Source organism: Bradyrhizobium sp. LMG 9283, from assembly GCF_045571415.1.
In the GTDB taxonomy this organism is placed as follows: Bacteria; Pseudomonadota; Alphaproteobacteria; order Rhizobiales; family Xanthobacteraceae; genus Bradyrhizobium.
On record NZ_CP120691.1, the window covers coordinates 3,583,587 to 3,606,122 of the forward strand.

Here is a 22,536-nt window from a genome sequence, read left to right on the forward strand (position 1 = left end):
CGGTCCGTCAGACTTTTTCGACTTCGGGACGGCCGAGCAGGCCGGTGGGCATGAAGATCAGCACGACGATCAGAATCGAGAACGCCGCGACGTCCTTGTATTCGACCGAGAAATAGGCCGACCAGAACGTCTCGATCAAACCAATCGCGAGCCCGCCGAGCATGGCCCCCGGCAGCGAGCCGATGCCGCCGAGCACGGCCGCGGTGAAGGCCTTGATGCCGGCGACGAAGCCCATGAAGAAGTCGACCAGGCCGTAATAGAGCAGGTACATCAGGCCCGCGACCGCAGCCAGGGCGGCGCCGATCACGAAGGTCATGGAGATGGTGCGGTCGACGTCGACGCCGAGCAGCGCTGCCATGGTCTGGTCCTGCTCGCAGGCGCGCATGTCGCGCCCGAGCCGGGTGCGCGACACCAGCCAGGTGAAGATCGCCAACAGCACGATGGTGGTGATGACCACCATGATCTGGATGTTGGAGAGCTGGATCACGAAGCCATCCGGGCTCTCATGTAATGTGTAGCCGCCAGTGATGAAGGGCGGGATCGGCTTGACTCGGGCGCCTTGCGCCACCTGCGAATAATTGGTGAGCACGAAGGACATGCCGATCGCCGACAGCATCGGGGCGAGGCGGAAGGAATGGCGCAGCGGCCGGTAGGCGATGCGCTCGATGGTCCAGCCATAGAGCGCCGTGATCGCCATCGACACCAGCAGGACGACGAGCAGGATCACGGGAATCGCGGTGAGGCCGAGCGAAACCAGGATCAGAAAGGTGATCAGGGCAATGAAGCCGCCGATCATGAAGATGTCGCCATGGGCGAAATTGATCATGCCGACGATGCCGTAGACCATCGTGTAGCCGATCGCGATCAGGCCGTAGATGGAGCCGAGCACGAGGCCGTTGATGAGCTGCTGGGCGAAATAATCCATAGGCTGCCGTTACCAAACCTGACGCGGCTCAAAGGGAGCTCTTCGAGAGAGAGAGAGTTCTTGGGCCCCGGCAAGCCCTTGAGCGTTCTGCTGGTTTTGTAACAGGAGGGAACTGGCCGCCGCAACAGCTCACGTCTCGGCAGAAGGTCTTGTACAGAGGTCATTTTTCGTTTCCGGGTTCCGCACCTGCGAGGAACCGGGTTCCCAGGGCAACCAAAGTCGCGATCGGCGGTTATCACCATTCTCTGACGTCCAACAAGGGAGTTTCCCCGAATGACGAAGCAGCAGAACCAGAATCCGGGTCAGCAGAGTCAGAACCCCGGCCAGCGCAACCCGCAACAGCAGCAGGGTGGCGGCCAGAAACCCGGACAGCAGCAGCAGGACCCGATGCGTCAGGGCGACCGGCCCGGCCAGCAGCAGGGCGGCCAGCGCAGCCAGGAATAACGATCTTGGGCGCCCGAAGAACCAAAGGGCGCAAAGGCCCCGCCGACAGCGGGGCCTTTTTCTTGTGCGCCAGGCACGGCGCGGAGCGCCGTGACTGGCGCGATTTGATTGGAGTGGTGTCCGATCGATGACTTGGAGGTGAGAGTCCTCTACGGACCCTGGTGATGGGAACCGTTAGCCGAACAGCAAGGGCGTCGTCGCGAGGCGGGGTCTGAAGGAAGCTGTAAGCAAAGTGCCGGCCTGACGAACAGGAAGCGCATAGGAGGCGTCCGCATCCGGGCGAGGGAGCAAGAATTCCCGAAGCCCAATATCACCCGGAGGATGCGGCCGTAGATGCGACAGGTACATGGCACGAAGGTCACGCGACTAACCCTGGGAGATCTGTCGTCCTGCCCCCGGCAACGGGTGTGCTACCGGCGCCGCAAGGCGTCGGGATGGGGCGGCAGAAGTCAGCAGAGGCCGTAGTAGCCGGCAGACCAAGCCGGTGAAGGGCCGAACGTCGAGTACCGGAGGAGGCCGGTCTGTCGATGGTGGAAGCAGATGCAGACGATGGCGCTGAGATGCGTCATGCCCGCTCCGAGGGCAGCGGCCGGAAGCCGCCAGAGCAGGAGGCGGGTGCATCAAACATCGCGGCAAGATCGCAACCTTCCCCCCGGAGGTGGAAGTGCGGCTGATAGAGAAGATCGTCAGCCGAGCGAACATGATGGCGGCTTACCATCGGGTGGTGGCGAACAAGGGCGCCGCGGGCATCGATCGGATGACTGTGGAGCAGTTGCAGCCGTATCTGAAGGAGCATTGGCTGCGCATCAAGGAAGAACTGCTGGAAGGCCGCTATCGGCCGCAGCCGGTGCGCGGGGTGGAAATCCCCAAGCCCGGTGGAGGGATGCGCCAATTGGGCATCCCGACGGTGGTGGATCGGTTGATCCAGCAGGCGATGCATCAGGTGCTGATGCCGCTGTTCGATCCAGGCTTCTCCAAGGCTTCGTACGGCTTCCGTCCGGGGCGCAGCGCGCACGATGCGGTGCGTGCCGCGCGAACGCACGTGGCCGAGGGCCGACGCTTCGTCGTCGACCTTGATCTGGAGAAGTTCTTCGACCGGGTGAACCATGATGTGCTGATGGCACGAGTGGCCCGCCGGGTCGCGGACAGGCGGGTGCTGCGGGTGATCCGCCGCTACCTGCAGGCTGGATTGATGACGGGTGGGATCACGACGGCACGGAGCGAAGGCACGCCGCAAGGCGGTCCTCTGTCACCGCTGCTGTCGAACATCCTGCTCGATGACCTGGACAAGGAGCTCGAGCGACGAGGCCACGCCTTCTGCCGTTACGCCGACGACTGCAACATCTATGTGCGGACGCGGCGGGCCGGCGAGCGGGTGATGGCGTCGATCACGCGCTTCCTGACCGAGCAGCTGCGGCTCAAGGTCAACGCAGCAAAGAGTGCTGTTGACCATCCCTGGGCGCGTACCTTCCTCGGTTACACCATGACCGCTCACAAGCAACCGCGCCTGCGGGTCGCGGCCAAGAGTGTGCAGCGGTTGCGGAGCAAGCTGAGGACGACGTTGCGCCAAGGGCGCGGACGAACCCTGGCATCGACTGTCAGAGCCCTAACCCCCATCCTGCGCGGCTGGCTGCAATACTTCCGGCTGGCGGAGGCCAAAGGGGTGTTCGAGGAGCTCGACGGCTGGATGCGGCGCAAATTGCGCTGCGTCCTCTGGCGCCAGTGGAAGCGACCGCGGACACGCCGCAAGCGCTTGATGCAACGCGGGCTCGATCCGGAGCGGGCATGGCGGTCGGCCTCCAACGGCCGAGGCCCCTGGTGGAACGCCGGGGCCAGCCACATGAACGATGCCTATCGCGCCGCCTTCTTCACGCAACTCGGCTTGCCGTCTCTCATCGAACTGCACCGCCATCTCAATCGTGCTTGACGAACCGCCGTATACGGAACCGTACGTACGGTGGTGTGGGAGGGGGAAGCCGCGAGGCTTCCTCCTACCCGATTGGTTGGCGTCATTCCGGGGCGGCTCGAAGGGCCGAGCCCGGAATCTCGGGTCTGGTGCTAACGCACCATACCGGAATGACGGAGTCAGCCGGGGGCCAGTTAAGGTAAACAAAGGGTTTAAATTGCCGCCACAGTCCGATGCGAGTTAGCTCCCGGCAAAGCCTTCTCTCGAAGGCGAATGACACGCGAAGCGGGTAGCGGCATGTTCAGGAATTGGCGGATCGGTTCGGTCAACGGCACTCTGCTGGCGGCCTATTTCATCCCGGCCTGGACTCTCGTCGCCTTCAACATCTTTGTTGCACCGGTGCACGGCCTCTACGAGCGGCCAAGCGTCGCGGTGGCGCTGTTCCTCAGCGATCATCTGCAGATGGCGGGGATGGACACGGTGCGCGCGGCCTGGCTGCTGGCGCTGGGACGGCTGACCGTGGTCGCGTTCCTTGCGATCTACCTTGCGCTGCTGTGCATTCCCCGGACCCGTAAGAGCGGCGGCAGTGACGAGGCGCTCGGCATTGCGCTGGCGATCGGCAGCCTGATCTCGTTTGCGAGCATGGTCATGGCCTCGAAGGTCGGCGAGATGGCCGCGCTACGGCTGCACGCTACCGAGCTGCTGCTTTTGCTCGGTGCCGCCATCGTGGTGGTGATCGAGCGGCCGGAGGCGGCATCAAAGGCCATCGAGGCCGCCGCGCCGCCAAGTCTTGAGCCGCTACGACTTGAGCAGACCGAGCTCCTGCACAATCGCTGAGGCTTCCTTCACGGCGTGGTTCACCGCCGGCACGCCGCAATAAATTGCCTGCTGGAGCAGGATCTCCTTGATGTCGTCGGGAGTGAAGCCGCCCTCGGCGAGCGCCGCACGCACATGCAGGCGGAATTCGTCCCATTGCCCGAGCGCGACCATGGTGCCGATCACCAGCACCCGCCGCGTGCGCTCGTCGAAATGCGGCCGCGTCCAGATCTCGCCCCAGGCGTAGCGGGTGATCATATCCTGGAAGTCGGTGTTGAAGGCGTTGCGGTTCGCGATCGACTTGTCGACCCAGGCATTGCCCAGCACCTTGCGGCGTACGTTCATGCCGGCATCGCGGCGCTTCTGGTCGTCCATTGTGTTTCCTCCAGTCAGTCATTCCGGGGCGCCTCGTAGAGGCGAACCCGGAATCTCGAGGTTGTGAATGCCAATCGAGATTCCGGGTTCGATGCTTTGCATCGCCCCGGGATGACGATGCCTCCAATCAGCGCTGCGTGAGAAAACCCACCACCGCATCCGTGAACGCGTGCGGCTGCTCGACGTTGGAAATGTGCGCGGCGTCGATAATGGTCATGCTGGCGCCGGGAATGTTCGAGCGGATCAGCTCGGCCGCCGAGATCGGCGTCGCCATGTCATGGCGGCCGGCGATCACCAGAGTCGGGCTCTTGATCTTGGGCAGCAGCGCACGCTGGTCGAGCGTCGACAGCGCCTCGCAGCAGGCAAGGTAGCCCTCGACCGGTGACGCCAGCAGCATCGATTTCATCTTTGCGGTGATCGCAGGCTCGCGCTCGCGGAAATCCTGGGTGAGCCAGCCGGCGAGCACGGCATCGGCGACCGCTGCGATGCCGCCCTTCTTCACGGTATCGATGCGCTCCAGCCATTTGGTCGGCTCTGCATAGTAGCAGGAGGTGTTGGCGAGGATGAGCTTGCCGAATCTTTCCGGCGCATTGGCACCCAGCCATTGCCCGACCATGCCCCCCATCGACAGGCCGCACCAATGCACCTTCTCGATGTTGAGGTCGTCGAGGATCGCGAGCACGTCGCGGCCGAACCGCTCCATCGTGTAGGGGCCGGGCGGAACGTTGGACTTGCCATGGCCGCGGCGGTCGTAGCGGATGACGCGGAACACCTGCGTGAGCGCCTTCATCTGCGGCTCCCACATCTGCAGCGTGCAGCCGAGCGAGTTGGAGAGCATCAGGGTCGGCCCGCCGTCGCGGCCCTCAACGGAGACGTTGAGCAGGCAACCGTCGGCATCGATCATGGGCATGCGGCGTCTCCGTTCGGGAGCATGATTCGGAAAAGTGTAGAGCGGTTTTCCGAATAGATCATGCGCAGATGATTAGTCTTGATCGAGGCTGTCGAGCAGGCGATCGATCAGCGCCTGTGACGCTCCTTGATAGGCCATCGGCTCGAACAATGCTGCAATTTTTTCCGGCGGCAGATGCGCGGTGACCTGCGAATCGCCTGACAGCACCTCGCGCAGATGCTTGTTCTCGGCGACCGCGCGCTTGCTGGCGGCCTCGATCAGGAGATGTGCGGCGCTCTTGCCGATCTTCTCGGCGAGCGCAAAGGTGACCGCCTCGGCCATGATCAGCCCGTGCGTCGCATCGAGATTGCTGCGCATGCGCGCCGCATCGACCTCGAGACCCTCGGCGATATCGACGATGGCGGCCAGCGCGCCAGAGGTGACCAGCATCAATTGCGGCAGCGTCGGCCATTCCGCATGCCACGGGCCGGCACTGCGTTCATGGTCTTGCACCTGCGCGGCAAAAATCGTCGCAGCGAGCTGCGGCGCCATGGTGGCGGCGCCCAGCGCGCTTGCGGCCGCGACCGGGTTGCGCTTGTGGGGCATGGTCGAGGAGCCGCCGCGGCCTTCGCCGGCGGGCTCGAACGCTTCGGCGACGTCGGTCTGCATCAGCAGCGAGACATCGCGTGCGATCTTGCCGCAGCTGCCGGCAAGGATTGCGAAGCAGGAGGCAGCCTCTGCGATGCGGTCGCGATGGGTATGCCAGGGCGCCTCGGGCAACGGCAGATCGAGTTCCTGCGCCAGCCGTTCGGCCACCGCGAGCCCGTTGCCGCCGAGCGCGGCGAGCGTGCCGGCAGCACCTCCGAATTGCAGCGCGAGGCCCTCGCGGGAGAGCCGCCGCAGGCGGCAGCGCGCGCGGGCGAGGCTTGACGCGTATTCCGCCGCCTTCAGCCCGAACGGCATCGGCAGCGCGTGCTGGAGCCAGGTCCGCGCCACCATCGCGGTGTTGCGATGGCTGCGCGCCAGTGCGGCAAAGCCCTTGATGGCGCGACTGAGGTCGGCGTCCAGCGCCGCGATGCCGGCGCGAAGCGTCAGCATGGTCGCGCTGTCGATGACGTCCTGGCTGGTCGCGCCCCAATGCACGTAGCGTGCGGCCTCCGCGTCTTTCTTGCCGACATTGGCGGTCAGCGCCTTGACCAGGGGAATCGCGAGATTGCCCGATCGCGTCGCTGCCTCGGCCAGTGCGGCCATGTCGAAGGAATCGGCCTTGCACGCGGCCTCGATCGGGCCGACGGCAGATGCCGGAATCACGGCGGTAGCAGCCTCGGCGCGTGCCAAGGCTGCCTCGAAATCGAGCATGTTCTGCAGGTTAGACCGATCGTCGCAGATCGCGCGCATGGCGGAGCTCGACAGCATCGGCGCGAGCAGGGGGGAGAGGGATGTGCTCATGTTGCGCGCGACCTAATCATCATGGCCCGGCTGTGCCAATCCCCTACCGCCCGTACACGTCTTTTTGCAGTTGCGAATATGCATTGCACGTGACCTGGCCCCGCCCTTTCCTTTGCCGCGTCCCTGCGTTACTTGATCAGCACTATAGTTGCGCGATCCGGGAGGCACCTCATGGCCATGACGATGAACGGCGAAGTCCAGCTTGCAGCGCCGCGCGAGGCCGTGTGGGCCAAGCTCAACGATCCCGAGGTGCTGAAGGTCTGCATCCCCGGTTGCGAGGAGCTGGAGAAGACCGACGACGGCGGCTTTCGCGCGACGGCAAAAATGAAGGTTGGCCCTGTGTCGGCGCGCTTCAAGGGCAAGGTCATGCTGTCCGACCTCGACCCGCCGAACGGCTACAAGATCTCCGGTGAGGGCGAGGGCGGGGTGGCCGGATTCGCCAAGGGCGGCGCGGCGGTCAAGCTCGCGGAGAAGGATGGCGGCACGCTGCTCTCTTACGACGTCGAGGCGCAGATCGGCGGCAAGTTGGCGCAGCTCGGCCAACGCCTCATCAACGGCACCGCCAAGAAACTCGCCGACGAATTTTTCGCGAACTTCGCCAAGGCGGTACAGGGCTGAAACCTATCGCCTTTCGGCATGGCGGCTTGCGTCCGGGGTGATGTTGCCCCAGGCGACAATGGCCCATATGATAGGTTGGAATAATTATAAGAACCGCTTCGACGGGACCCGTTGGGGCGCTGATAGAGAGTGCTTATGGCAAAAATCTCCCTCATCGTGAACGGCAATCCTGTGACGGCCAATGTCGATCCCCGCACGCTTCTGGTGCAGTTCCTGCGCGAGAATCTGCGGCTGACCGGCACCCATGTCGGCTGCGACACCTCGCAGTGCGGCGCCTGTGTCGTGCATCTCGACGGCAAGGCCGTGAAGTCCTGCACCACGCTTGCGGTGATGGCCGATGGTCACGAGGTCAAGACGATCGAGGGACTGGCTGCCGACGGCGCGCCGCTGCATCCGATGCAGGAGGCCTTCCGCGAGCACCACGGCCTGCAATGCGGCTTCTGCACGCCGGGCATGATCATGACTGCGATCGACATCGTGCACCGCAAGGGCCACGAGCTCGACGACCATACAATTCGCGAGGAGCTCGAAGGCAATCTCTGCCGCTGCACCGGCTATCAGAACATCGTCGCTTCGATCTCCGCCGGCGCCAAGGCGATGGCGAAATCGGATCTCGCGTAACGCGCATCCCGCGATCAGGACATTCAGATGTACGAATTCAAATATCATCGCCCTGGGACTGTTCGCCAGGCGGCCAACCTCCTGGTGAAGAACGAAGACGCCAAGGTGATCGCCGGCGGCCACACGCTGATTCCCGTCATGAAGCAGCGCCTCGCAAGCCCGCCGCATCTGGTCGACCTCTCCCACATCGAGGGGCTCAACACGATCGAGATGAAAGGCCGCTCGCTCGTGATCGGCGCCACCGCCAAGCACGCCGAGGTGGCGACCTCCGCGATCGTCGGTGAGGCGATTCCCGCGCTGGCGAACCTTGCCGATGGAATCGGCGATCCCGCGGTGCGTCACAAGGGCACGATCGGCGGCTCGCTCGCCAACAACGATCCAACCGCCGACTATCCGGCCGCGGTGCTCGCGCTCGGGGCCACCGTCGTCACTAACAAGCGCCGTCTCAAGGCGGAAGAGTTCTTCCAGGGCCTGTTCACGACGGCGCTCGAAGCCGACGAGATCATCACCAAGGTGATGTTCCCGCTGCCGAAAAAGGCGGCCTATGTCAAATTCCGCAACCAGGCCTCGCGCTACGCGCTGGTCGGCGTGTTCGTGGCGCGGCGTCCTTCGGACGTGCGTGTTGCCGTCACCGGCGCCGGGTCTGAAGGCGTGTTCCGCGTCACGGCATTCGAGGAGGCCCTGAAGAAGCGCTTCGCCTCGAAGGCGCTGGAAGGCATCACGGTGCCCGCGGAAGGCCTCAACGGCGATATCCATGGCAGCGCCGAATACCGCGCGCACCTCATTGGTGTGCTGGCGCGGCGCGCCGTCGATGCTGCCAATGCCAAGGAATGATGGGCCTCACTCTTTGGCCCACTACTTGCCCGGTGAGGGCGTAAGCGAGACTGGCCTTTCATGATTCTAGCGGCCCTGCCGGCATCGGTCGATGCGATGCTCGAACTCCTGACGTCGCGCGGCTATCTGGCCGAGCGGTCGCTGGCGACGGTGACCTATCTGTCGCTGCGCATGGGCCGGCCGCTGTTCCTGGAAGGCGAGGCCGGGGTCGGCAAGACCGAGATCGCAAAGGTGCTCTCGGTGGCGCTGGGGCGGAAGCTGATCCGCCTGCAGTGCTACGAAGGCCTCGACGTCTCCTCCGCGGTCTACGAGTGGAACAGCGCGGCGCAGATGATCGCGATCCGGATGGCCGAAGCCGCCGGCGACACCGATCGCGAGCAGCTTTCGAGCGACATCTTCGCCGATCGCTACATGATCAAGCGGCCGCTGCTGCAGGCGCTGGAACCTGATGTCGCCGGCCCGCCGGTGCTGTTGATCGACGAACTCGACCGCGCCGACGAGGCGTTCGAAGCCTACCTGCTCGAAATCCTCAGTGACTTCCAGGTGACCATCCCCGAATTCGGCACCGTGAAGGCGCCGCACCCGCCGATCGTCATCATCACCTCCAACCGCACCCGCGAGATCCACGACGCGTTGAAACGGCGCTGTCTCTATCACTGGGTGGATTATCCTGCCGCCGAGCGTGAGCTTGCGATCGTCAAGACGCGCGTGCCCGGCATCTCCGCAAAGCTGTCGCAGCAGGTGGTGCGCTTTGTCCAGGCGCTGCGCAACCAGGACTTCTACAAGTCGCCTGGTGTCGCCGAGACCATCGACTGGGCCACCGCGCTATCGGAGTTGGATGCCCGCTCGCTCACTCCGCAAGTGGTCGGCGACACGCTGGGCGCGCTGCTCAAGTACCAGGACGACATCACCCGCATGCAGGGCGATACCTTGCAGAAGGTGCTGAAGGAAGCAACGAGCGAGAATTAGTTGGATCGATCTGGGGCGATGCGTAGCATCGAACTATGGTGCGCAATTGCGCACCTGAGAACCTCGAGATTCCGGGTTCACGCTTCGCGTGCCCCGGAATGACGGCAGGGGCAACACGACCATGGCCATCAACCACCTTGCCCCCGAGCAGACAGAGCAATTCGCCGACAACATCGTCGGCTTCGCCCGCGCGCTGCGTGCGGCCGGCATGCCGGTCGGCCCGGGCGCCGTCATCGATGCCATGAGCGCCCTGCAGGTGATCGACATCGGCAACCGGTCCGACGTCTTCACCACGCTGGAGGCGATCTTCGTCAAGCGCCACGAGCATGCGCTGATCTTCAGGCAAGCCTTCAACCTGTTCTTCCGCGCCTCGGAGGAGTGGAAGCACATGCTGGATTCGGTGCCGTTGCCGGAGCAGGCCAAGAAGAAGCCGCAGGCCGGCGCCCGTCGCGTTCAGGAGGCGATGTCGCAGCCGCGCATGACCGAGACGCCGCAGCACCAGGAGCAGGACCTGCGCCTGTCGGTCTCCGACAAGGAGATCCTTCAGAAGAAGGATTTTGCACAGATGAGCGCAGCGGAGATCACCGAGGCGCTCCACGCCATCGAGCGGATGCACTTGCCGCAGGCCGAGCTGCTGACGCGCCGGCAACGACCCGATCCGCGGGGCCTGCGTCTCGACCTGCGCCGCACGCTGCGCGCCTCCTTGCGGACCGGCGGCGACATCATCGACATCCATCGCCTCGGGCGGATCGAGAAGCCGGCGCCGATCGTTGCGCTGCTCGATATCTCGGGCTCGATGAGTGAGTACACCCGCCTGTTCCTGCATTTCCTGCATGCCATCACCGATGCGCGAAAACGCGTCTCGGTGTTCCTGTTCGGCACGCGGCTGACCAACGTCACCCGCGCGCTGCGCCAGCGCGATCCCGACGAAGCGTTGGCGAGCTGCTCGGCCTCGGTCGAGGATTGGGCCGGCGGCACCCGAATCTCGGCCTCGCTGCACAACTTCAACAAATTGTGGGCGCGGCGGGTGCTGAGCCAGGGCGCCATCGTGCTCCTGATCTCCGACGGGCTGGAGCGGGAGGCCGATTCCAGGCTCGCCTTCGAGATGGACCGGCTGCACCGGTCCTGCCGGCGGCTGATCTGGCTCAACCCGCTGCTCCGGTTCGGCGGCTTCGAGGCCAAGGCGCAGGGCATCAAAATGATGCTTCCCCACGTTGACGAATTCCGCCCGGTACATAATTTGAGTTCGATCCAGGAGCTGATCACGACGCTCTCCCAGCCGCTGCCGCCGCATCACCGCAGCCTGATCCGCTCCGTAGCTTGAGAGGCACCCCATGCTCGATCGCGACGAGGACATTCTGAAGGCGGCGGAGGACTGGCAGAAGGCTGGCCGTGGCGTTGCGCTCGCCACCGTTGTCGAGACCTGGGGCTCGGCCCCGCGCCCGGCGGGCTCGAGCCTCGTCATCAATGACGAGGGCACCTTCCTCGGCTCCGTCTCCGGCGGCTGTGTCGAGGGCGCCGTGGTCACCGAGGCTATGGACGTGATCGAGAGCGGCAAGCCGAAAATGCTGGAGTTCGGCGTCGCCGACGAGACCGCCTGGAATGTCGGGCTGTCCTGCGGCGGCACCATCCGCGTCTTCGTCGAGAAGGTCGGCTAGCCGTGAAGCTCGCAATCCTGCACGAACTCAACGCCGAGCGCGCCGCGCGCCGGCCCGTGATGCTGGTGACCGACACCGAGACCGGCGAGCAGCGCCTGGTGAAGGCCGCAGACTTTGCCAAGGACCCGCTACGGGCTGAACTGGAGAAGCAGCTTCGCATGGGCAAGAGCGCCAATGTCGAGGCCGGCGGCAAGAAGCTGTTCCTGAATGTCTACGCGCCGACCGCAAAGCTCGTGATCGTCGGCGCGGTCCATATCAGCCAGGCCCTGGCGCCGCTGGCGCGCTCGCTGGGCTACGACGTCACCGTCGTCGACCCCCGCACGGCCTTTGCCAGCCCCGAGCGTTTCCCCGACATTCCCCTGATCGCCGAATGGCCCGACACCGCGCTGCCGCCGCTCAACGTCGACGCCTATACGGCGTTCGTCGCGGTGACGCACGACCCCAAGATCGACGATCCCGCGCTGCTGCACGCCTTCGAGCGTAACTGCTTCTACATCGGCGCGCTCGGCTCGCGGAAGACGCATGCCAAGCGTGCCGACCGGTTGCGGGCGCAGGGCGCCAAGGAAAGCGACATCGCGCGCATCCACGCGCCCATTGGTCTTGCGATCGGCGCGGTCTCGCCATCCGAGATCGCAGTGGCGATCATGGCCGAGATCACGGCGGTGCTCCGCCTGCCTCCAAAAGAAAAAGAAGAAGCGGCATGAAGTTCGGACCAGCGAGCCCCAGGGATGCGATCGGCGGGGTGACCGTCCACACCCTGCGTCAGGGACCGCTGGTGCTGAAGAAGGGCACGACGATCGGCGCCGCCGAGGTCGAAGCGCTGGAGCGCGCCGGCATCAAAGACATCGTCGTGGTGCGCATGGAGGAGGGCGACGTCTCCGAGGACGTTGCGGCCGCGAGCATCGCGCTTGCGGTCGGCGGCGAGGGCATTCATGTCGAGCGCGCCTTCACCGGCCGCGCCAATCTGTTCGCCGCGCGAGCGGGCGTGCTGGTGATCGACCGCGCCGCGGTCGACCGCATCAACAACATCGACGAGGCCATCACCTTTGCCACGCTCACCGCTTTCAAACCGGTGGTCGAAGGCGAGATGGTCGGCACCGTCAAGATCATCCCGTTCGGTGTCGAAGGACGTTTGCGCGATGCCGCCGTGCAGGCTGCCGGCAAGGACGTGCTGAAGGTCGCGCCTTACGTGATCAAGCGCGTCGGCGTGGTCTCGACGCTGCTGCCGGGCCTCTCCTCCAAGGTGATCGACAAGACCCTGCGCGTCACCGCCGAGCGGCTCGCGCCGGCCGGCGCCAGCATCATTGGCGAGCGGCGTGTCCCACACGAGGAGCAGGCGCTGTCGGCCGCGATCAAGGAGGTGCTGGGCCTGGGCGCGGAGCTCGTGATCGTGTTCGGTGCATCCGCGATCGCCGATCGCCGCGACGTGATTCCGGCGGCCGTCACCGGCATCGGCGGCGAGATCGAGCATTTCGGGATGCCGGTTGATCCCGGCAATCTCTTGCTGATCGCCCGCACCGGCGGCGTGCCGGTGCTGGGCGCGCCGGGTTGCGCGCGCTCGCCGGTCGAGAACGGATTTGACTGGGTGCTGATGCGGCTGCTCGCCGGCATCGAGGTGACGCGGTCCGAGCTGATGGGCATGGGCGTCGGCGGTCTCCTGATGGAGATCGTGACGCGGCCGCAGCCGCGCGCGCAACCGGAGACCGAAGGCAACAGCCAGGTTGCGGCCATCGTGCTCGCGGCGGGACGCTCGACCCGCATGGGCGGACCGAACAAGCTGCTCGCCGAGCTCGACGGCAAAAAGCTGGTGCGTCTCGCGACCGAGCAGGCGCTGGCCTCCAAAGCATCCGAGGTGATCGTCGTCACCGGTCACCAGGCCGAGCTCGTCGAGCAGGCGCTGCAGGGGTTGAAGGTGAAATTCGTCCGCAATCCGGATTTCGCCGGCGGCATTGCCAGCTCGGTCAAGGCCGGCATCGCCGCCGTGCCCGAGAGCTGCGACGGCGCGGTGGTCTGCCTCGGCGACATGCCGCTGATCGATGCTGGCCTGATCGATCGTCTCATCGACGGTTTTGCGCCGGATCGTGGCAATCTCATCGTCGTGCCCGTCAGCGAAGGCCGCCGCGGCAACCCCGTGCTGTGGTCGCGCCGCTTCTTCAAGGAGTTGATGACGCTCGACGGCGACGTTGGCGCGCGACATTTGATCGCCAAGCATGCGGAGGCAGTCGCTGAAGTGCCGGTGGACGGCGAGAGCGCCTTCTTCGACATCGACACGCCACAGGCGCTGGAAGCGGCAAGGCGGGGATGAGGCTGTCGTAGGGTGGCAAAGGCGCGCAGCGCCGTGCCCACCATCGCTTCGTAGGTGATCCGCGATTCTGTGGCACGCCTCCATCTTCGCTCTACGAGCTACGGCGGATAAGTCGCTTTGCCCAACGTACGGGCCTTTGATCGCGGAACGCTGGCGCGCGCGTCTGCTAAAGACCGCCGACCGTCCTGAAGACCAGCTTTGGAGTTGGCCCCGAAAGATCGTGGACCAGCGTTGCCATCATCGCGTCGCTTTCGCAGGTGAAGGCGTAGCTGAGGGCATGGGGCCGCCCAGACAGCGTGAACGCCAGCTTGATTCCGCCGCAGGTGCGCTCCACCGCGTTCTTCTGCGAGGAGCGAATCTCCCTGAAGAGGTCGTGTAGATCCGCACCCACCATCAGCGGTACTTTCTCGCAGGCGTCGCAGCCACTTGGGAGTTGCTTTGTCAATTCAGCCACATCGTCGGGGGCGCTGAGGAATGTCTCCGACAGCAGGATCGTCGGCGAAAGCCGGAGCAGGCGCGTCTGCAACAGGCGGATGTCCGGTTCGAGGTTGAGCGCTTTCGCGCTCTTGACGTAGCGGCCTATCCGTTCAGCGAGATTCGGACTGAATTTCCTCAAGCCTGATTTCGTTGACGGCGTCTGCCGGAGCCAGGACGGCGATCATGGAGACGTCTTTCGGGGGCTGGGTTGGACCTGCAGCCGTGTGCTTGTTGCAACGCCGTTCTGGAATTCCTCGTTCTTGTTCGAGAATCTTTCCTTCGGCTGGGCCGCGCTCTTCCAGCCCTTGGCGATCACCGTCACCTGCGCGCCCTTCGTGATCGTCCCGTAGACGCAGACGGAAGATGGTCCTCGAGACGGGCAGAGATAGGCGTCGCGAAACGGGCCGCTTTGTTGCTCGGCGGCGCATACGGATGTCGCCGATAAGATGGCGAGTACGACGAGTGGCAGGTGCTTCATCACGATCAGGCCTCTCCTCCGGGCCGTAGCGGCCAAACCTACTTGGGTGGGCGGGGTCAGACCAGAGGGTTTTGCGAGGCGCGATGTCTGTCGGCGCGATCCGCTGCCGTAGGCGGGTAAAGCGACTTGTCCGCCGTAGCTCGAAGAGCGAAGGCGGAAGCATGCCCACCAATCTTGAATGACCGTGTGAATGGATGATGGGCACGGCGCTTCGCGCCTTTGCCCACTCTACGGCACCTCCCAAGTCGCGGATTTCAATCCCTCATTCACCATCTGGAAACGACCGCCGCTTAGAGTCGCCTCCACCTGCCTTGGGGGGAGGGGTTTTTCCATGGCTTCGAATGCCGTCGCGCGTCGTTGCGCGATGTTTTTCTTTGCGCTGTCCGTCTGTGTCGCCGGTGCCCGCTACATTACCGAAGCCCATGCCGCCGGCGCCTTTGCGGTCGGCAAGTGCGGCGCCTATGGCCAAGCGTATGATTACGGCGCCGAGCATGAGGCGCGCGCCGCCGCGCAGAAGCAGTGCAAGGGCGACTGCACGACGGTGACGATGAAGCGCGCTTGCGCGGCGATGTCGGTCGATCTCGCCAACCCCTGCGGCGCTTACGGCTATGCCGTCAAGCCGAAGATCTCGGCCTCGCTCAACGCCGCCACGCGCGAATGCTACAAATATGGCGGCAAGGAATGCGTGATCCGCGCCTGGGCCTGCGACGCCAAGGGTTGATTCCCGAAGGGCCGATTCCTCTTGCTGTCATTCCGGGGCGATGCGTAGCATCGAGTTATGGTGCGTGACTGCGCACCTGAGAATCTCGAGATTCCGGGTTCGGTCCTTTGGACCGCCCCGGAATGACAGCGGAAGGAAAACATGCAGTTCGACACCAAGATCGCGGTCGTGATCCGCACCGATCTTCAGGCCTGGCAGAAGCTCAACGTCGCGTCCTTTCTCACGAGCGGAATCGTCGCGGCTTTTCCGGACTGCATCGGTGAGGCCTATGAAGACGCCTCAGGCACGAAATATCACGCACTGATCGGCCAGCCGATCCTGATCTATGGCGCCGACGGTCCGGCGTTGTCGCGCGCGCTGGACCGTGCACTCACGCGGAACGTGACGCCAGCCGTCTATACCGAGGACATGTTCAAGACTACGCACGATGCCGCCAACCGCGAGGCGGTGAGGGCGGTCGCGCGCAACGACCTCAATCTCGTCGGCATCGCTGTGCGTGCCGAGCGCAAGGTGATCGACAAGATCGTCGACGGCCTGAAGTTCCATAGCTGAATGTAGGTGCTGTCGTCTCACCTCTCCGCGAAGCGGCGGGTGAGGGCTTTCTCCGCAAGAGGGCCCTTTGTGGAGACAGCTCTCCCAACCCTCTCACGCAGGCGGGAAAGAGTGCGCCTCACCCCGGCGGCATGCCTTCGAATTTCACCAGGCCGGGATCAAGACGATCCCAGTTATGAGCGCGCGCGGCGAAAGTGACCGCCTGCGGCTTGTAGCGGGCGGGCTCGTCGAGGCTTGCCGCCCGGATCGTGAAGACGTCGGGCTGCGCCGCGAAGGTCATGTACACAGGGACACCGCATTGAGTGCAGAAGCCGCGCGTCTTCACATTGCCGTTGTCGGCGACCATGTCCCAATGCTTCGCTTCGCCGGTCAGCGTGACGCCGGCGCGCGCGAATGTCGCGTACGAGCCATGCCCGCTGCCACTTTCGCGCTGGCAGTCCCGGCACTGGCAGTGATTGCTGAACAGGGGCTCCCCCAGAATCGAATAGCGGATCGCGCCGCAGGCGCAGCCGCCGGTATAGGGCTTTTCCATCGCGATGTCTCCCACTCACTTTTCGCCGCTGATCTCGTCGAGCTTGCGGACGACCTTCTTCCAGCCGCCGCTCATGATCGTGTAGGCCGACTCGTTCCTGGGCAGGACGAAGCCCGCATGGACCAGACGGAGCCGCGTGCCGGCTTCGACCGAGGTGAGGGACCACGTCACGACGGTGTCGAGCGGCGCGCCATAGCCGGTGTTGAGCTCATGGCCGCCTTTCCAGGCATAGACGAGACGGCGGTTCGGCACGACCTCGAGAACCCGGCAATGGATCACGCCGTCCCAATTGCCGCCTGGGGTCGTCTGGAACGTGAAGGCTTTGCCTTCGACGGCTTCAAAGCCGGTCGGCTGCATCAGCCAGCGCGCGATCAATTGCGCGCTGGTCAGCGCCTTCCAGATCGTCTCCGGTGCATGAGGGAGCACCTCGTCAATGACGATGTCCTTGGTTTCGACTTTCAACGCGGCAGTACTCACGGATCGATCTCCTTCAACAGGTCACGCAGGTTCTCGAAGCGCTCGCGCCAGAAGACGCCGTAGTGATCCATCCAGGTCACCAGCGGCTCGAGTCCTTGCGGCGCGGCGCGGTAATAGACGTTGCGGCCCTCTGCGCGCTCGGCGACGAGGCCGGCCTGCTTGAGAGACTTCAGGTGCTGCGAGATCGCGCCCTGAGTGACGCCGCTGCCGCGCGTCAGCTCGGCGACGCTGATCTCCTTGCTCTCGAACACGCGCTCGAACACGGCACGGCGGGTCGGATCGGCGAGGGCGCGCATCACGGTGGTGACGGGGTTTGGGGCGGCTTCAATCATGAAATTAAATTAGTAGATGCTAATGCATTAGTCAATACTAATTTATTTTCCGAAAATGGGGCTGTGTCGTTGACTTGACTATGACTGACTAGTCAGTCATATAGCTCAAATGACCAGAAAGCCGACCAAAGCCATCTTGCCATCCGCGCCTCCCGCCGGCGCGAAGGGCCCAGCGCCCGCTCGCGGCGAGGAGGCGCCTGCCTCGAACCGCGCCACGCGCGCGGCGGAGCGGCGTGCAGCGATCGTAGAAGCGGCGATGGACGAATTCATCGCGCGCGGGTTTGCGGCGACGCGGCTCGACGACATTGCCAAGCGCGCGGGCGTCGCCAAGGGCACGATCTACCTGCACTTCAAGGACAAGGAATCGATGTTTGAGGAGCTGGTGCGCATCGTCATCGTTCCCGTGGTCGCACGGCTGACTACGCTGCCGCCGCCGGCGGGCTCGGTGCGCGACCTGATCGAGGCTTTCGCAGGCAACTTCCTGAAGGAGGTGATCGGCACGAGGCGCGGCGATCTAGTGCGCCTGATCGTGGCGGAGGGTCCGCGCTTTCCGTCAGTCGCCGACTTCTACTACCGCGAGGTGGTCTCGCGCGGGATCGCCGCCATGCGCGCACTGATCGAGCTCGGCATCGCCCGCGGCGAGATCCGCGAAAAGAATCTCGCTCACTATCCGCAGATCCTGGTCGCGCCTGCGATGATCGCGGTGATCTGGCAGAGCCTGTTTGCGCGGCATGCGCCGCTCGATGCGCGAGAGATGCTGCGCGTTCATCTCGATTTGATTTTTGGCGAACGGAGGACGACATGAGGTCGTCGCAAGCAATTTTCAGTCTTGCATTGACGATCGCGCTCGCGGCCGGGTTGGCCGGCTGCAACGAGAAGCGCGATCCCGGCTTCCAGGGCTGGGTCGAGGCCGACATGATCTTCGTCAGCCCGGACGAAGCCGGCCGGGTGACCAAGCTCAATGTCCGCGAGGGCGACGAGGTCAAGGTCGGCGATCACCTCTATTCCGTCGATGATGACCTCCAGCTTGTCGATCTGAACCAGAACAAGGCGACGCTGGCGAATGCGCAGCAGACCTATGACCGGGCCGCCTCACTGAGCAAGACCGGCGCAGGCACGCAGGCCAATCTGGACTCCGCCGTTTCGGCTTTGCGGGTGGCGCAAGCGCGGGTGGCGACGTCGGAGACGCGCTTGGCGCGGCGCAGGGGCTTTGCGCCGGTCGCCGGCACGATCCAGCAGATCTATTTCCGCGAGGGCGAGATGGTCGCGGCGCAGCGGCCGGTGCTCTCGATCATGCCGCCTGGCAACATGAAGCTACGCTTCTTCGTGCCGGAGACCGAGCTGCCCAAGCTTGCGATCGGCGACACCGTGCGGATCGCCTGCGACAATTGCGCCGCTGATCTCACCGCAAAGATCTACTTCATTGCGACCTCGGCGGAATACACTCCGCCTGTCATCTACAGCCTCGATGAGCGCAACAAGCTGGTCTACCTGATCCAGGCGCGGCCCTCGAGGCCTGACGCCTTGCGCGTCGGACAGCCGATCGACGTCCATCTCAACCCAAAGACACCGGTGGCGGACAAGCGATGAGCAACGGCAACGGCATCGCGATCGACGTTAAAGGCCTGACCAAGTCGTTCGGCGGCCGGGAAGTCGTGCACGATCTGTCAATGCAGGTGAAGCGCGGCTCGATCTACGGCTTCCTCGGACCCAACGGCTCGGGCAAGACCACGACCATCCGCATCCTTTGCGGGCTGCTCACGCCGGATAGCGGCGAGGGCACCTGTCTCGGCTACGACATCCGCCGCGATGCCGAGAAGATCAAGCGCCAGGTCGGCTACATGACCCAGCGCTTCAGCCTCTACCAGGACCTCTCGGTGCGCGAGAACCTCGAATTCGTCGCGCGGCTCTATGGCCTCGCTGACGCGCGCGGTGCCGCACGTGACATGATCACGCGGCTCGGGCTCTCGGGGCGCGAGGAGCAGCTTGCAGGCGAGCTCTCCGGCGGCTGGAAGCAGCGGCTGGCACTCGGGGCCTGCACGCTGCCCAATCCACAATTGTTGCTGCTCGACGAGCCGACCGCCGGCGTCGATCCCAAGGCGCGGCGCGATTTCTGGAACGAGATCCACGCACTCGCCGCCGACGGCCTCACCGTGCTGGTCTCGACCCACTACATGGACGAGGCCGAGCGCTGTCACGAGATCGCCTACATCGCCTATGGCCATCTGCTCGCGCGCGGCACGGTGGAGGAGGTGATCGCGAAGTCGGCGCTCACGACCTACACCGTCACGGGCGAGGATTTGAACGGGCTCACGGCCGCGCTCACCGGCAAGCCGGGCGTGGACATGGTGGCGCCGTTCGGAACCTCCTTGCACGTCTCCGGCCGCGACGTGGCCGCACTCGAAGCCAGCATCGCGCCGTGGCGCGAGAAAAGCGACCTGCACTGGCAGAAGTCGCAACCCTCGCTCGAGGACGTGTTCATCGAGCTGATGGGGCGCTCCAAGGATAATTTCCAATGAGCGTCGTTGATCGTCCAGCTCCAGCCCGCGAAGTTCGCGAGCGCTTCGGCTTCCTGCGGCGCTCCTATGCGATGCTGATCAAGGAGTTCATCCAACTCAGGCGCGACCGCGTTTCGTTCGCGATGATCGTGATGCTGCCGGTGATGCAGCTCATGCTATTCGGCTATGCCATCAACACCACGCCGCATCATCTGCCGAGTGCCGTGCTGCTCCAGGAGGATTCCGATCTCACCCGCTCGATTCTGAAGGCCCTGGAGAACACCGCCTATTTCCGCTTCCTCTATGAAGTGCACGACGTCGACGATTTCGACAACCTGCTGAAATCCGGCAAGGTGCTGTTCGGCGTCGAGATCCCGCGCGGCTTCGAGCGCGCGGTGCGGCGCGGCGACAGGCCGGCGCTGCTGGTCGCCGCCGATGCCACCGACCCGGTTGCGGCGAGCGCGGCGCTCGGCTCGCTTGGCATGGTCGTGCAGACCGCGCTCAAGCACGATCTCTTCATCGGCGATCCGCCGGAGATGCCGTTCGAGATCCGCGCGCATGCCCGCTACAATCCGGCCGCGGCCTCCAGCCTCAACATCGTGCCGGGCCTCGTCGGTACCATTCTGACCATGACCATGCTGATCTTCACCGCGCTGTCGGTCACGCGTGAGGTCGAGCGCGGCACCATGGAGAGCCTGTTGTCGATGCCGATCAAGCCGGTCGAGGTGATGTTCGGCAAGATCGTGCCTTACGTGCTAGTCGGCTTCGTCCAGGCCTTCCTGATCATCGGCATCGGCGTCGGTCTGTTCGGCGTGCCCGTGCTCGGAAATCTCGTCCTGCTGGCGCTGCTCTCGACGCTGTTCATCACCACCAATCTGTCGATCGGCTATACCATCTCGACGCTGGTGCAGAACCAGCTCCAGGCCATGCAGATGTCGATGATGTTCTTCCTGCCGAGCATTCTTCTGTCGGGCTTCATGTTCCCGTTCGCAGGCATGCCGAGCTGGGCGCAATATGTCGGCGAATGCCTGCCGCTGACCCATTATTTGCGCATCGTCCGTGCGATCATGCTGAAGGGCGCGACCATGGAGAACCTGCATTTCGATGCCCTGGCCCTGGCGGTTCTGATGCTGCTCGCCATGACCATCGCCGTGACGCGCTTCCGCCGCACGCTGGATTGAGGCAAACTGTCTCGATGTCATTCCGGGGCGATGCGCTAGCATCGAACCCGGAATCTCGAGATTCCGGCTTCGCGGCTTCGCCGCGCCGCGGAATGACAAGAGGGTGAAATGGTCAGGTTTGCAAGCAGGAAGGCCCGGCATCATGCCGTGCTATCGGAGGACTTCGAGCGCGAGCTGACGCGGGAGGTGCTGCGCACCGAGCTGTTGCGGGTGCGCGCCCTGATCATGACCGGCTGCGTCATGATGTTGTTCCTCACCGCGATCTACTTGATCGATCCCGCTGTGGTGAACCGGGTCTGGCGCGGTACGGAAGGGCTGATCGAAATCTACGGCCTTCTCGTCGGCTTCATCCTGTTCGAGGTTTGGATCCACACCCAGATTAGGAAAAACCTCCGCCTCGATCGCGACGTGCCGGTGATCAGGCGCTATATCGGCGCGCTGATCGAGACGTCGCTGCCGACGGTGATCCTCATCCTGCAAATCCGGACCATGGGCGCGAGCCAGGCGCTCGGCTTCGCCGTGCCGCTGATGTACTTCATTTTCGTCATCCTCTCGACCCTGCGGCTCGATTTCTGGCTCTCCACCTTCACGGGTTTCGTAGCCGCAGCCGGGCTTCTGGCAATCGCGCTGTATTACAACTCGGCGGGCGAGACGGACGAACCCCTGGTCTATTTCCATGCCGTGCGCAGCATCATCATCCTGATCTGCGGGGTGCTGGCCGGCGCCGTGGGCGCGCAGCTGCGGCGGCAATTTGCCGCGAGCATCGCGGCGGCCACCGCGCGCGACCGGGTGACCAATCTGTTCGGCCAGCACGTTTCTCCGCAGGTGGTGGAGCAGCTGATGGCGGCGGGAACGAGCGCAGGCGGCGACGTTCGCCGCGTCGCGGTGATGTTCGTCGATTTCCGCGGCTTCACCGCCGGCGCGCAATCGCGCACGCCGCAAGAGGTGGTCGACCGGCTCGACGGCGCCTTCGCCGTGCTGGTCGACATCCTCGACCGCCAGGGCGGCATTGTGAACAAGTTTCTTGGTGACGGTTTCCTCGCGCTGTTCGGTGCGCCTCTGGAGGCCTCCGACGCCGCGCACCGCGCGGTCGCCGCCGGCCGCGAGATGCTGATGGCCATGGATTGCATCAACGCAGAAAGCAGCTGGCCGCTTCGCATCGGCATCGGCATCCATTTCGGCGAGGTCGTCGCCGGCAATATCGGCTCGCCCCGGCGCAAGGAATACACCGTCATCGGCGATACCGTGAACTTCGCCTCGCGACTGGAGGCGCTGAACAAGGAGTTCGGTTCGCAGCTCCTGATCTCCGCGTCCGTGCGCGAGGCGCTGGGCGCCGACGGCAGCGATGCCGTCGCGCTCGGCGAAGTCGAGGTGCGCGGCTACGAGCAGAAAGTGCCGGTGTTTCAGCTGGGGTAGGGCGCCTTCAAATGTGAGTCGCGCGTCGTTGAAGCGAGATCGCGCTGCGTTGACGACGCGTGA

At 64.5% G+C, this 22,536-nt stretch carries 27 protein-coding genes; 18 read left to right on the top strand and 9 right to left on the bottom strand.

Going from position 1 to position 22,536, the window contains the following annotated elements:
- Positions 1-7: 7 nt before the first annotated feature.
- On the bottom strand, positions 8-925 hold the full coding sequence (locus tag P6U29_RS16670; protein WP_407118578.1) for an ABC transporter permease subunit: 918 nt from the start codon (positions 923-925) through the stop codon (positions 8-10).
- Between the two features lie 273 nt (positions 926-1,198).
- Between P6U29_RS16670 and P6U29_RS16675 the strand changes: the two genes are divergently transcribed.
- The 3 genes from P6U29_RS16675 to P6U29_RS16685 all read left to right on the top strand — a co-directional run bounded on the left by P6U29_RS16675 (position 1,199) and on the right by P6U29_RS16685 (position 4,112).
- Complete coding sequence (locus P6U29_RS16675; protein ID WP_407118579.1) at positions 1,199-1,369, top strand: hypothetical protein; 171 nt, start codon at positions 1,199-1,201, stop codon at positions 1,367-1,369.
- Positions 1,370-2,033: 664 nt separating this feature from the next.
- Positions 2,034-3,296, top strand: coding sequence for a group II intron reverse transcriptase/maturase (ltrA, locus tag P6U29_RS16680; protein ID WP_407118580.1), 1,263 nt, complete (start codon positions 2,034-2,036; stop codon positions 3,294-3,296).
- 276 nt (positions 3,297-3,572) lie between these two features.
- Positions 3,573-4,112, top strand: a complete 540-nt coding sequence (locus P6U29_RS16685) for a hypothetical protein (protein WP_407119345.1) — start codon at positions 3,573-3,575, stop codon at positions 4,110-4,112.
- On the opposite strand, the gene P6U29_RS16690 is transcribed toward P6U29_RS16685, so the two are convergent.
- From P6U29_RS16690 to P6U29_RS16700, 3 genes are all read right to left on the bottom strand, one after another.
- Positions 4,074-4,466 (bottom strand): carboxymuconolactone decarboxylase family protein, encoded by a 393-nt coding sequence (locus P6U29_RS16690; protein WP_124162311.1) that lies wholly within the window; start codon positions 4,464-4,466, stop codon positions 4,074-4,076. The genes P6U29_RS16685 and P6U29_RS16690 overlap by 39 nt on opposite strands.
- 127 nt (positions 4,467-4,593) lie before the next feature.
- Complete coding sequence (pcaD, locus tag P6U29_RS16695) at positions 4,594-5,376, bottom strand: 3-oxoadipate enol-lactonase (protein ID WP_407118581.1); 783 nt, start codon at positions 5,374-5,376, stop codon at positions 4,594-4,596.
- A 72-nt stretch (positions 5,377-5,448) separates the two neighbouring features.
- On the bottom strand, positions 5,449-6,804 hold the full coding sequence (locus tag P6U29_RS16700) for a 3-carboxy-cis,cis-muconate cycloisomerase (protein ID WP_407118582.1): 1,356 nt from the start codon (positions 6,802-6,804) through the stop codon (positions 5,449-5,451).
- A gap of 171 nt (positions 6,805-6,975) precedes the next feature.
- Here P6U29_RS16700 and P6U29_RS16705 point away from each other — a divergent pair, with 171 nt between their 5' ends.
- The 8 genes from P6U29_RS16705 to P6U29_RS16740 all read left to right on the top strand — a co-directional run bounded on the left by P6U29_RS16705 (position 6,976) and on the right by P6U29_RS16740 (position 13,809).
- Positions 6,976-7,422: an SRPBCC family protein gene (locus P6U29_RS16705; RefSeq protein WP_407118583.1), complete on the top strand. Its 447-nt coding sequence runs from the start codon at positions 6,976-6,978 to the stop codon at positions 7,420-7,422.
- 135 nt (positions 7,423-7,557) lie between these two features.
- Complete coding sequence (locus P6U29_RS16710; protein WP_014494194.1) at positions 7,558-8,043, top strand: (2Fe-2S)-binding protein; 486 nt, start codon at positions 7,558-7,560, stop codon at positions 8,041-8,043.
- 27 nt (positions 8,044-8,070) lie between these two features.
- On the top strand, positions 8,071-8,877 hold the full coding sequence (locus P6U29_RS16715; RefSeq protein ID WP_407118584.1) for an FAD binding domain-containing protein: 807 nt from the start codon (positions 8,071-8,073) through the stop codon (positions 8,875-8,877).
- Positions 8,878-8,937: 60 nt separating this feature from the next.
- A complete protein-coding gene (locus P6U29_RS16720) occupies positions 8,938-9,846 on the top strand; it encodes an AAA family ATPase (protein WP_407118585.1) in 909 nt (302 codons plus the stop codon).
- 121 nt (positions 9,847-9,967) lie between these two features.
- Positions 9,968-11,170 (top strand): vWA domain-containing protein, encoded by a 1,203-nt coding sequence (locus P6U29_RS16725; RefSeq protein ID WP_407118586.1) that lies wholly within the window; start codon positions 9,968-9,970, stop codon positions 11,168-11,170.
- Positions 11,171-11,180: 10 nt separating this feature from the next.
- Positions 11,181-11,504: an XdhC family protein gene (locus tag P6U29_RS16730; protein ID WP_008564652.1), complete on the top strand. Its 324-nt coding sequence runs from the start codon at positions 11,181-11,183 to the stop codon at positions 11,502-11,504.
- Between the two features lie 2 nt (positions 11,505-11,506).
- Positions 11,507-12,208 carry an XdhC family protein gene (locus P6U29_RS16735; RefSeq protein ID WP_407118587.1) on the top strand — a complete coding sequence of 234 codons (702 nt, stop codon included), beginning with the start codon at positions 11,507-11,509 and terminating at the stop codon, positions 12,206-12,208.
- The gene (locus tag P6U29_RS16740; RefSeq protein WP_407118588.1) at positions 12,205-13,809 is read left to right on the top strand and encodes an NTP transferase domain-containing protein; all 1,605 of its coding nucleotides are present in this window, start codon (positions 12,205-12,207) and stop codon (positions 13,807-13,809) included. Before P6U29_RS16735 ends, P6U29_RS16740 begins: the two co-directional genes overlap by 4 nt.
- Before the next feature lie 166 nt (positions 13,810-13,975).
- Here P6U29_RS16740 and P6U29_RS16745 read toward each other — a convergent pair whose 3' ends face one another.
- On the bottom strand, positions 13,976-14,425 hold the full coding sequence (locus P6U29_RS16745; RefSeq protein ID WP_407118589.1) for a hypothetical protein: 450 nt from the start codon (positions 14,423-14,425) through the stop codon (positions 13,976-13,978).
- Between the two features lie 42 nt (positions 14,426-14,467).
- Positions 14,468-14,767 (bottom strand): hypothetical protein, encoded by a 300-nt coding sequence (locus P6U29_RS16750; RefSeq protein ID WP_407118590.1) that lies wholly within the window; start codon positions 14,765-14,767, stop codon positions 14,468-14,470.
- 328 nt (positions 14,768-15,095) lie between these two features.
- On the opposite strand from P6U29_RS16750, the gene P6U29_RS16755 reads away from it, so the two are divergent.
- On the top strand, positions 15,096-15,485 hold the full coding sequence (locus P6U29_RS16755) for a DUF4189 domain-containing protein (RefSeq protein ID WP_407118591.1): 390 nt from the start codon (positions 15,096-15,098) through the stop codon (positions 15,483-15,485).
- A gap of 141 nt (positions 15,486-15,626) precedes the next feature.
- Positions 15,627-16,037, top strand: coding sequence for a DUF2000 family protein (locus tag P6U29_RS16760; protein WP_407118592.1), 411 nt, complete (start codon positions 15,627-15,629; stop codon positions 16,035-16,037).
- A 118-nt stretch (positions 16,038-16,155) separates the two neighbouring features.
- Here the strand turns inward: P6U29_RS16760 and P6U29_RS16765 are convergent, their stop codons facing one another.
- The 3 genes from P6U29_RS16765 to P6U29_RS16775 are packed head-to-tail and all read right to left on the bottom strand — an operon-like array spanning position 16,156 to position 17,378.
- Positions 16,156-16,569 carry a GFA family protein gene (locus tag P6U29_RS16765; RefSeq protein WP_407118593.1) on the bottom strand — a complete coding sequence of 138 codons (414 nt, stop codon included), beginning with the start codon at positions 16,567-16,569 and terminating at the stop codon, positions 16,156-16,158.
- Positions 16,570-16,584: 15 nt separating this feature from the next.
- Positions 16,585-17,046: an SRPBCC family protein gene (locus P6U29_RS16770; protein WP_407118594.1), complete on the bottom strand. Its 462-nt coding sequence runs from the start codon at positions 17,044-17,046 to the stop codon at positions 16,585-16,587.
- On the bottom strand, positions 17,043-17,378 hold the full coding sequence (locus P6U29_RS16775; protein ID WP_407118595.1) for an ArsR/SmtB family transcription factor: 336 nt from the start codon (positions 17,376-17,378) through the stop codon (positions 17,043-17,045). The genes P6U29_RS16770 and P6U29_RS16775 overlap by 4 nt, the downstream gene beginning before the upstream one ends.
- 109 nt (positions 17,379-17,487) lie before the next feature.
- On the opposite strand from P6U29_RS16775, the gene P6U29_RS16780 reads away from it, so the two are divergent.
- The 5 genes from P6U29_RS16780 to P6U29_RS16800 all read left to right on the top strand — a co-directional run bounded on the left by P6U29_RS16780 (position 17,488) and on the right by P6U29_RS16800 (position 22,473).
- Positions 17,488-18,183 (top strand): TetR/AcrR family transcriptional regulator, encoded by a 696-nt coding sequence (locus P6U29_RS16780; protein ID WP_407118596.1) that lies wholly within the window; start codon positions 17,488-17,490, stop codon positions 18,181-18,183.
- The gene (locus P6U29_RS16785; RefSeq protein WP_407118597.1) at positions 18,180-18,968 is read left to right on the top strand and encodes an HlyD family secretion protein; all 789 of its coding nucleotides are present in this window, start codon (positions 18,180-18,182) and stop codon (positions 18,966-18,968) included. The genes P6U29_RS16780 and P6U29_RS16785 overlap by 4 nt, the downstream gene beginning before the upstream one ends.
- Complete coding sequence (locus tag P6U29_RS16790) at positions 18,965-19,897, top strand: ABC transporter ATP-binding protein (protein ID WP_407118598.1); 933 nt, start codon at positions 18,965-18,967, stop codon at positions 19,895-19,897. The genes P6U29_RS16785 and P6U29_RS16790 overlap by 4 nt, the downstream gene beginning before the upstream one ends.
- Entirely contained in the window at positions 19,894-21,057 is a 1,164-nt protein-coding gene (locus P6U29_RS16795; RefSeq protein ID WP_407118599.1) for an ABC transporter permease, read from the top strand. Before P6U29_RS16790 ends, P6U29_RS16795 begins: the two co-directional genes overlap by 4 nt.
- Before the next feature lie 108 nt (positions 21,058-21,165).
- Positions 21,166-22,473 carry an adenylate/guanylate cyclase domain-containing protein gene (locus tag P6U29_RS16800; RefSeq protein ID WP_407118600.1) on the top strand — a complete coding sequence of 436 codons (1,308 nt, stop codon included), beginning with the start codon at positions 21,166-21,168 and terminating at the stop codon, positions 22,471-22,473.
- Positions 22,474-22,536 lie beyond the last annotated feature (63 nt).

Coding starts and splice junctions, on each gene's coding strand:
- P6U29_RS16760 (WP_407118592.1), top strand. CDS start 15,627: ATGCAGTTCGACACCAAGATCGCGGTCGTGATCCGCACCGATCTTCAG.
- P6U29_RS16720 (WP_407118585.1), top strand. CDS start 8,938: ATGATTCTAGCGGCCCTGCCGGCATCGGTCGATGCGATGCTCGAACTC.
- P6U29_RS16715 (WP_407118584.1), top strand. CDS start 8,071: ATGTACGAATTCAAATATCATCGCCCTGGGACTGTTCGCCAGGCGGCC.
- P6U29_RS16725 (WP_407118586.1), top strand. CDS start 9,968: ATGGCCATCAACCACCTTGCCCCCGAGCAGACAGAGCAATTCGCCGAC.
- P6U29_RS16730 (WP_008564652.1), top strand. CDS start 11,181: ATGCTCGATCGCGACGAGGACATTCTGAAGGCGGCGGAGGACTGGCAG.
- P6U29_RS16705 (WP_407118583.1), top strand. CDS start 6,976: ATGGCCATGACGATGAACGGCGAAGTCCAGCTTGCAGCGCCGCGCGAG.
- P6U29_RS16775 (WP_407118595.1), bottom strand. CDS start 17,378: ATGATTGAAGCCGCCCCAAACCCCGTCACCACCGTGATGCGCGCCCTC.
- P6U29_RS16690 (WP_124162311.1), bottom strand. CDS start 4,466: ATGGACGACCAGAAGCGCCGCGATGCCGGCATGAACGTACGCCGCAAG.
- P6U29_RS16700 (WP_407118582.1), bottom strand. CDS start 6,804: ATGAGCACATCCCTCTCCCCCCTGCTCGCGCCGATGCTGTCGAGCTCC.
- P6U29_RS16675 (WP_407118579.1), top strand. CDS start 1,199: ATGACGAAGCAGCAGAACCAGAATCCGGGTCAGCAGAGTCAGAACCCC.
- P6U29_RS16685 (WP_407119345.1), top strand. CDS start 3,573: ATGTTCAGGAATTGGCGGATCGGTTCGGTCAACGGCACTCTGCTGGCG.
- P6U29_RS16740 (WP_407118588.1), top strand. CDS start 12,205: ATGAAGTTCGGACCAGCGAGCCCCAGGGATGCGATCGGCGGGGTGACC.
- P6U29_RS16800 (WP_407118600.1), top strand. CDS start 21,166: ATGGTCAGGTTTGCAAGCAGGAAGGCCCGGCATCATGCCGTGCTATCG.
- P6U29_RS16755 (WP_407118591.1), top strand. CDS start 15,096: ATGGCTTCGAATGCCGTCGCGCGTCGTTGCGCGATGTTTTTCTTTGCG.
- P6U29_RS16710 (WP_014494194.1), top strand. CDS start 7,558: ATGGCAAAAATCTCCCTCATCGTGAACGGCAATCCTGTGACGGCCAAT.
- P6U29_RS16780 (WP_407118596.1), top strand. CDS start 17,488: ATGACCAGAAAGCCGACCAAAGCCATCTTGCCATCCGCGCCTCCCGCC.
- P6U29_RS16670 (WP_407118578.1), bottom strand. CDS start 925: ATGGATTATTTCGCCCAGCAGCTCATCAACGGCCTCGTGCTCGGCTCC.
- P6U29_RS16790 (WP_407118598.1), top strand. CDS start 18,965: ATGAGCAACGGCAACGGCATCGCGATCGACGTTAAAGGCCTGACCAAG.
- P6U29_RS16765 (WP_407118593.1), bottom strand. CDS start 16,569: ATGGAAAAGCCCTATACCGGCGGCTGCGCCTGCGGCGCGATCCGCTAT.
- P6U29_RS16795 (WP_407118599.1), top strand. CDS start 19,894: ATGAGCGTCGTTGATCGTCCAGCTCCAGCCCGCGAAGTTCGCGAGCGC.
- P6U29_RS16785 (WP_407118597.1), top strand. CDS start 18,180: ATGAGGTCGTCGCAAGCAATTTTCAGTCTTGCATTGACGATCGCGCTC.
- pcaD (WP_407118581.1), bottom strand. CDS start 5,376: ATGCCCATGATCGATGCCGACGGTTGCCTGCTCAACGTCTCCGTTGAG.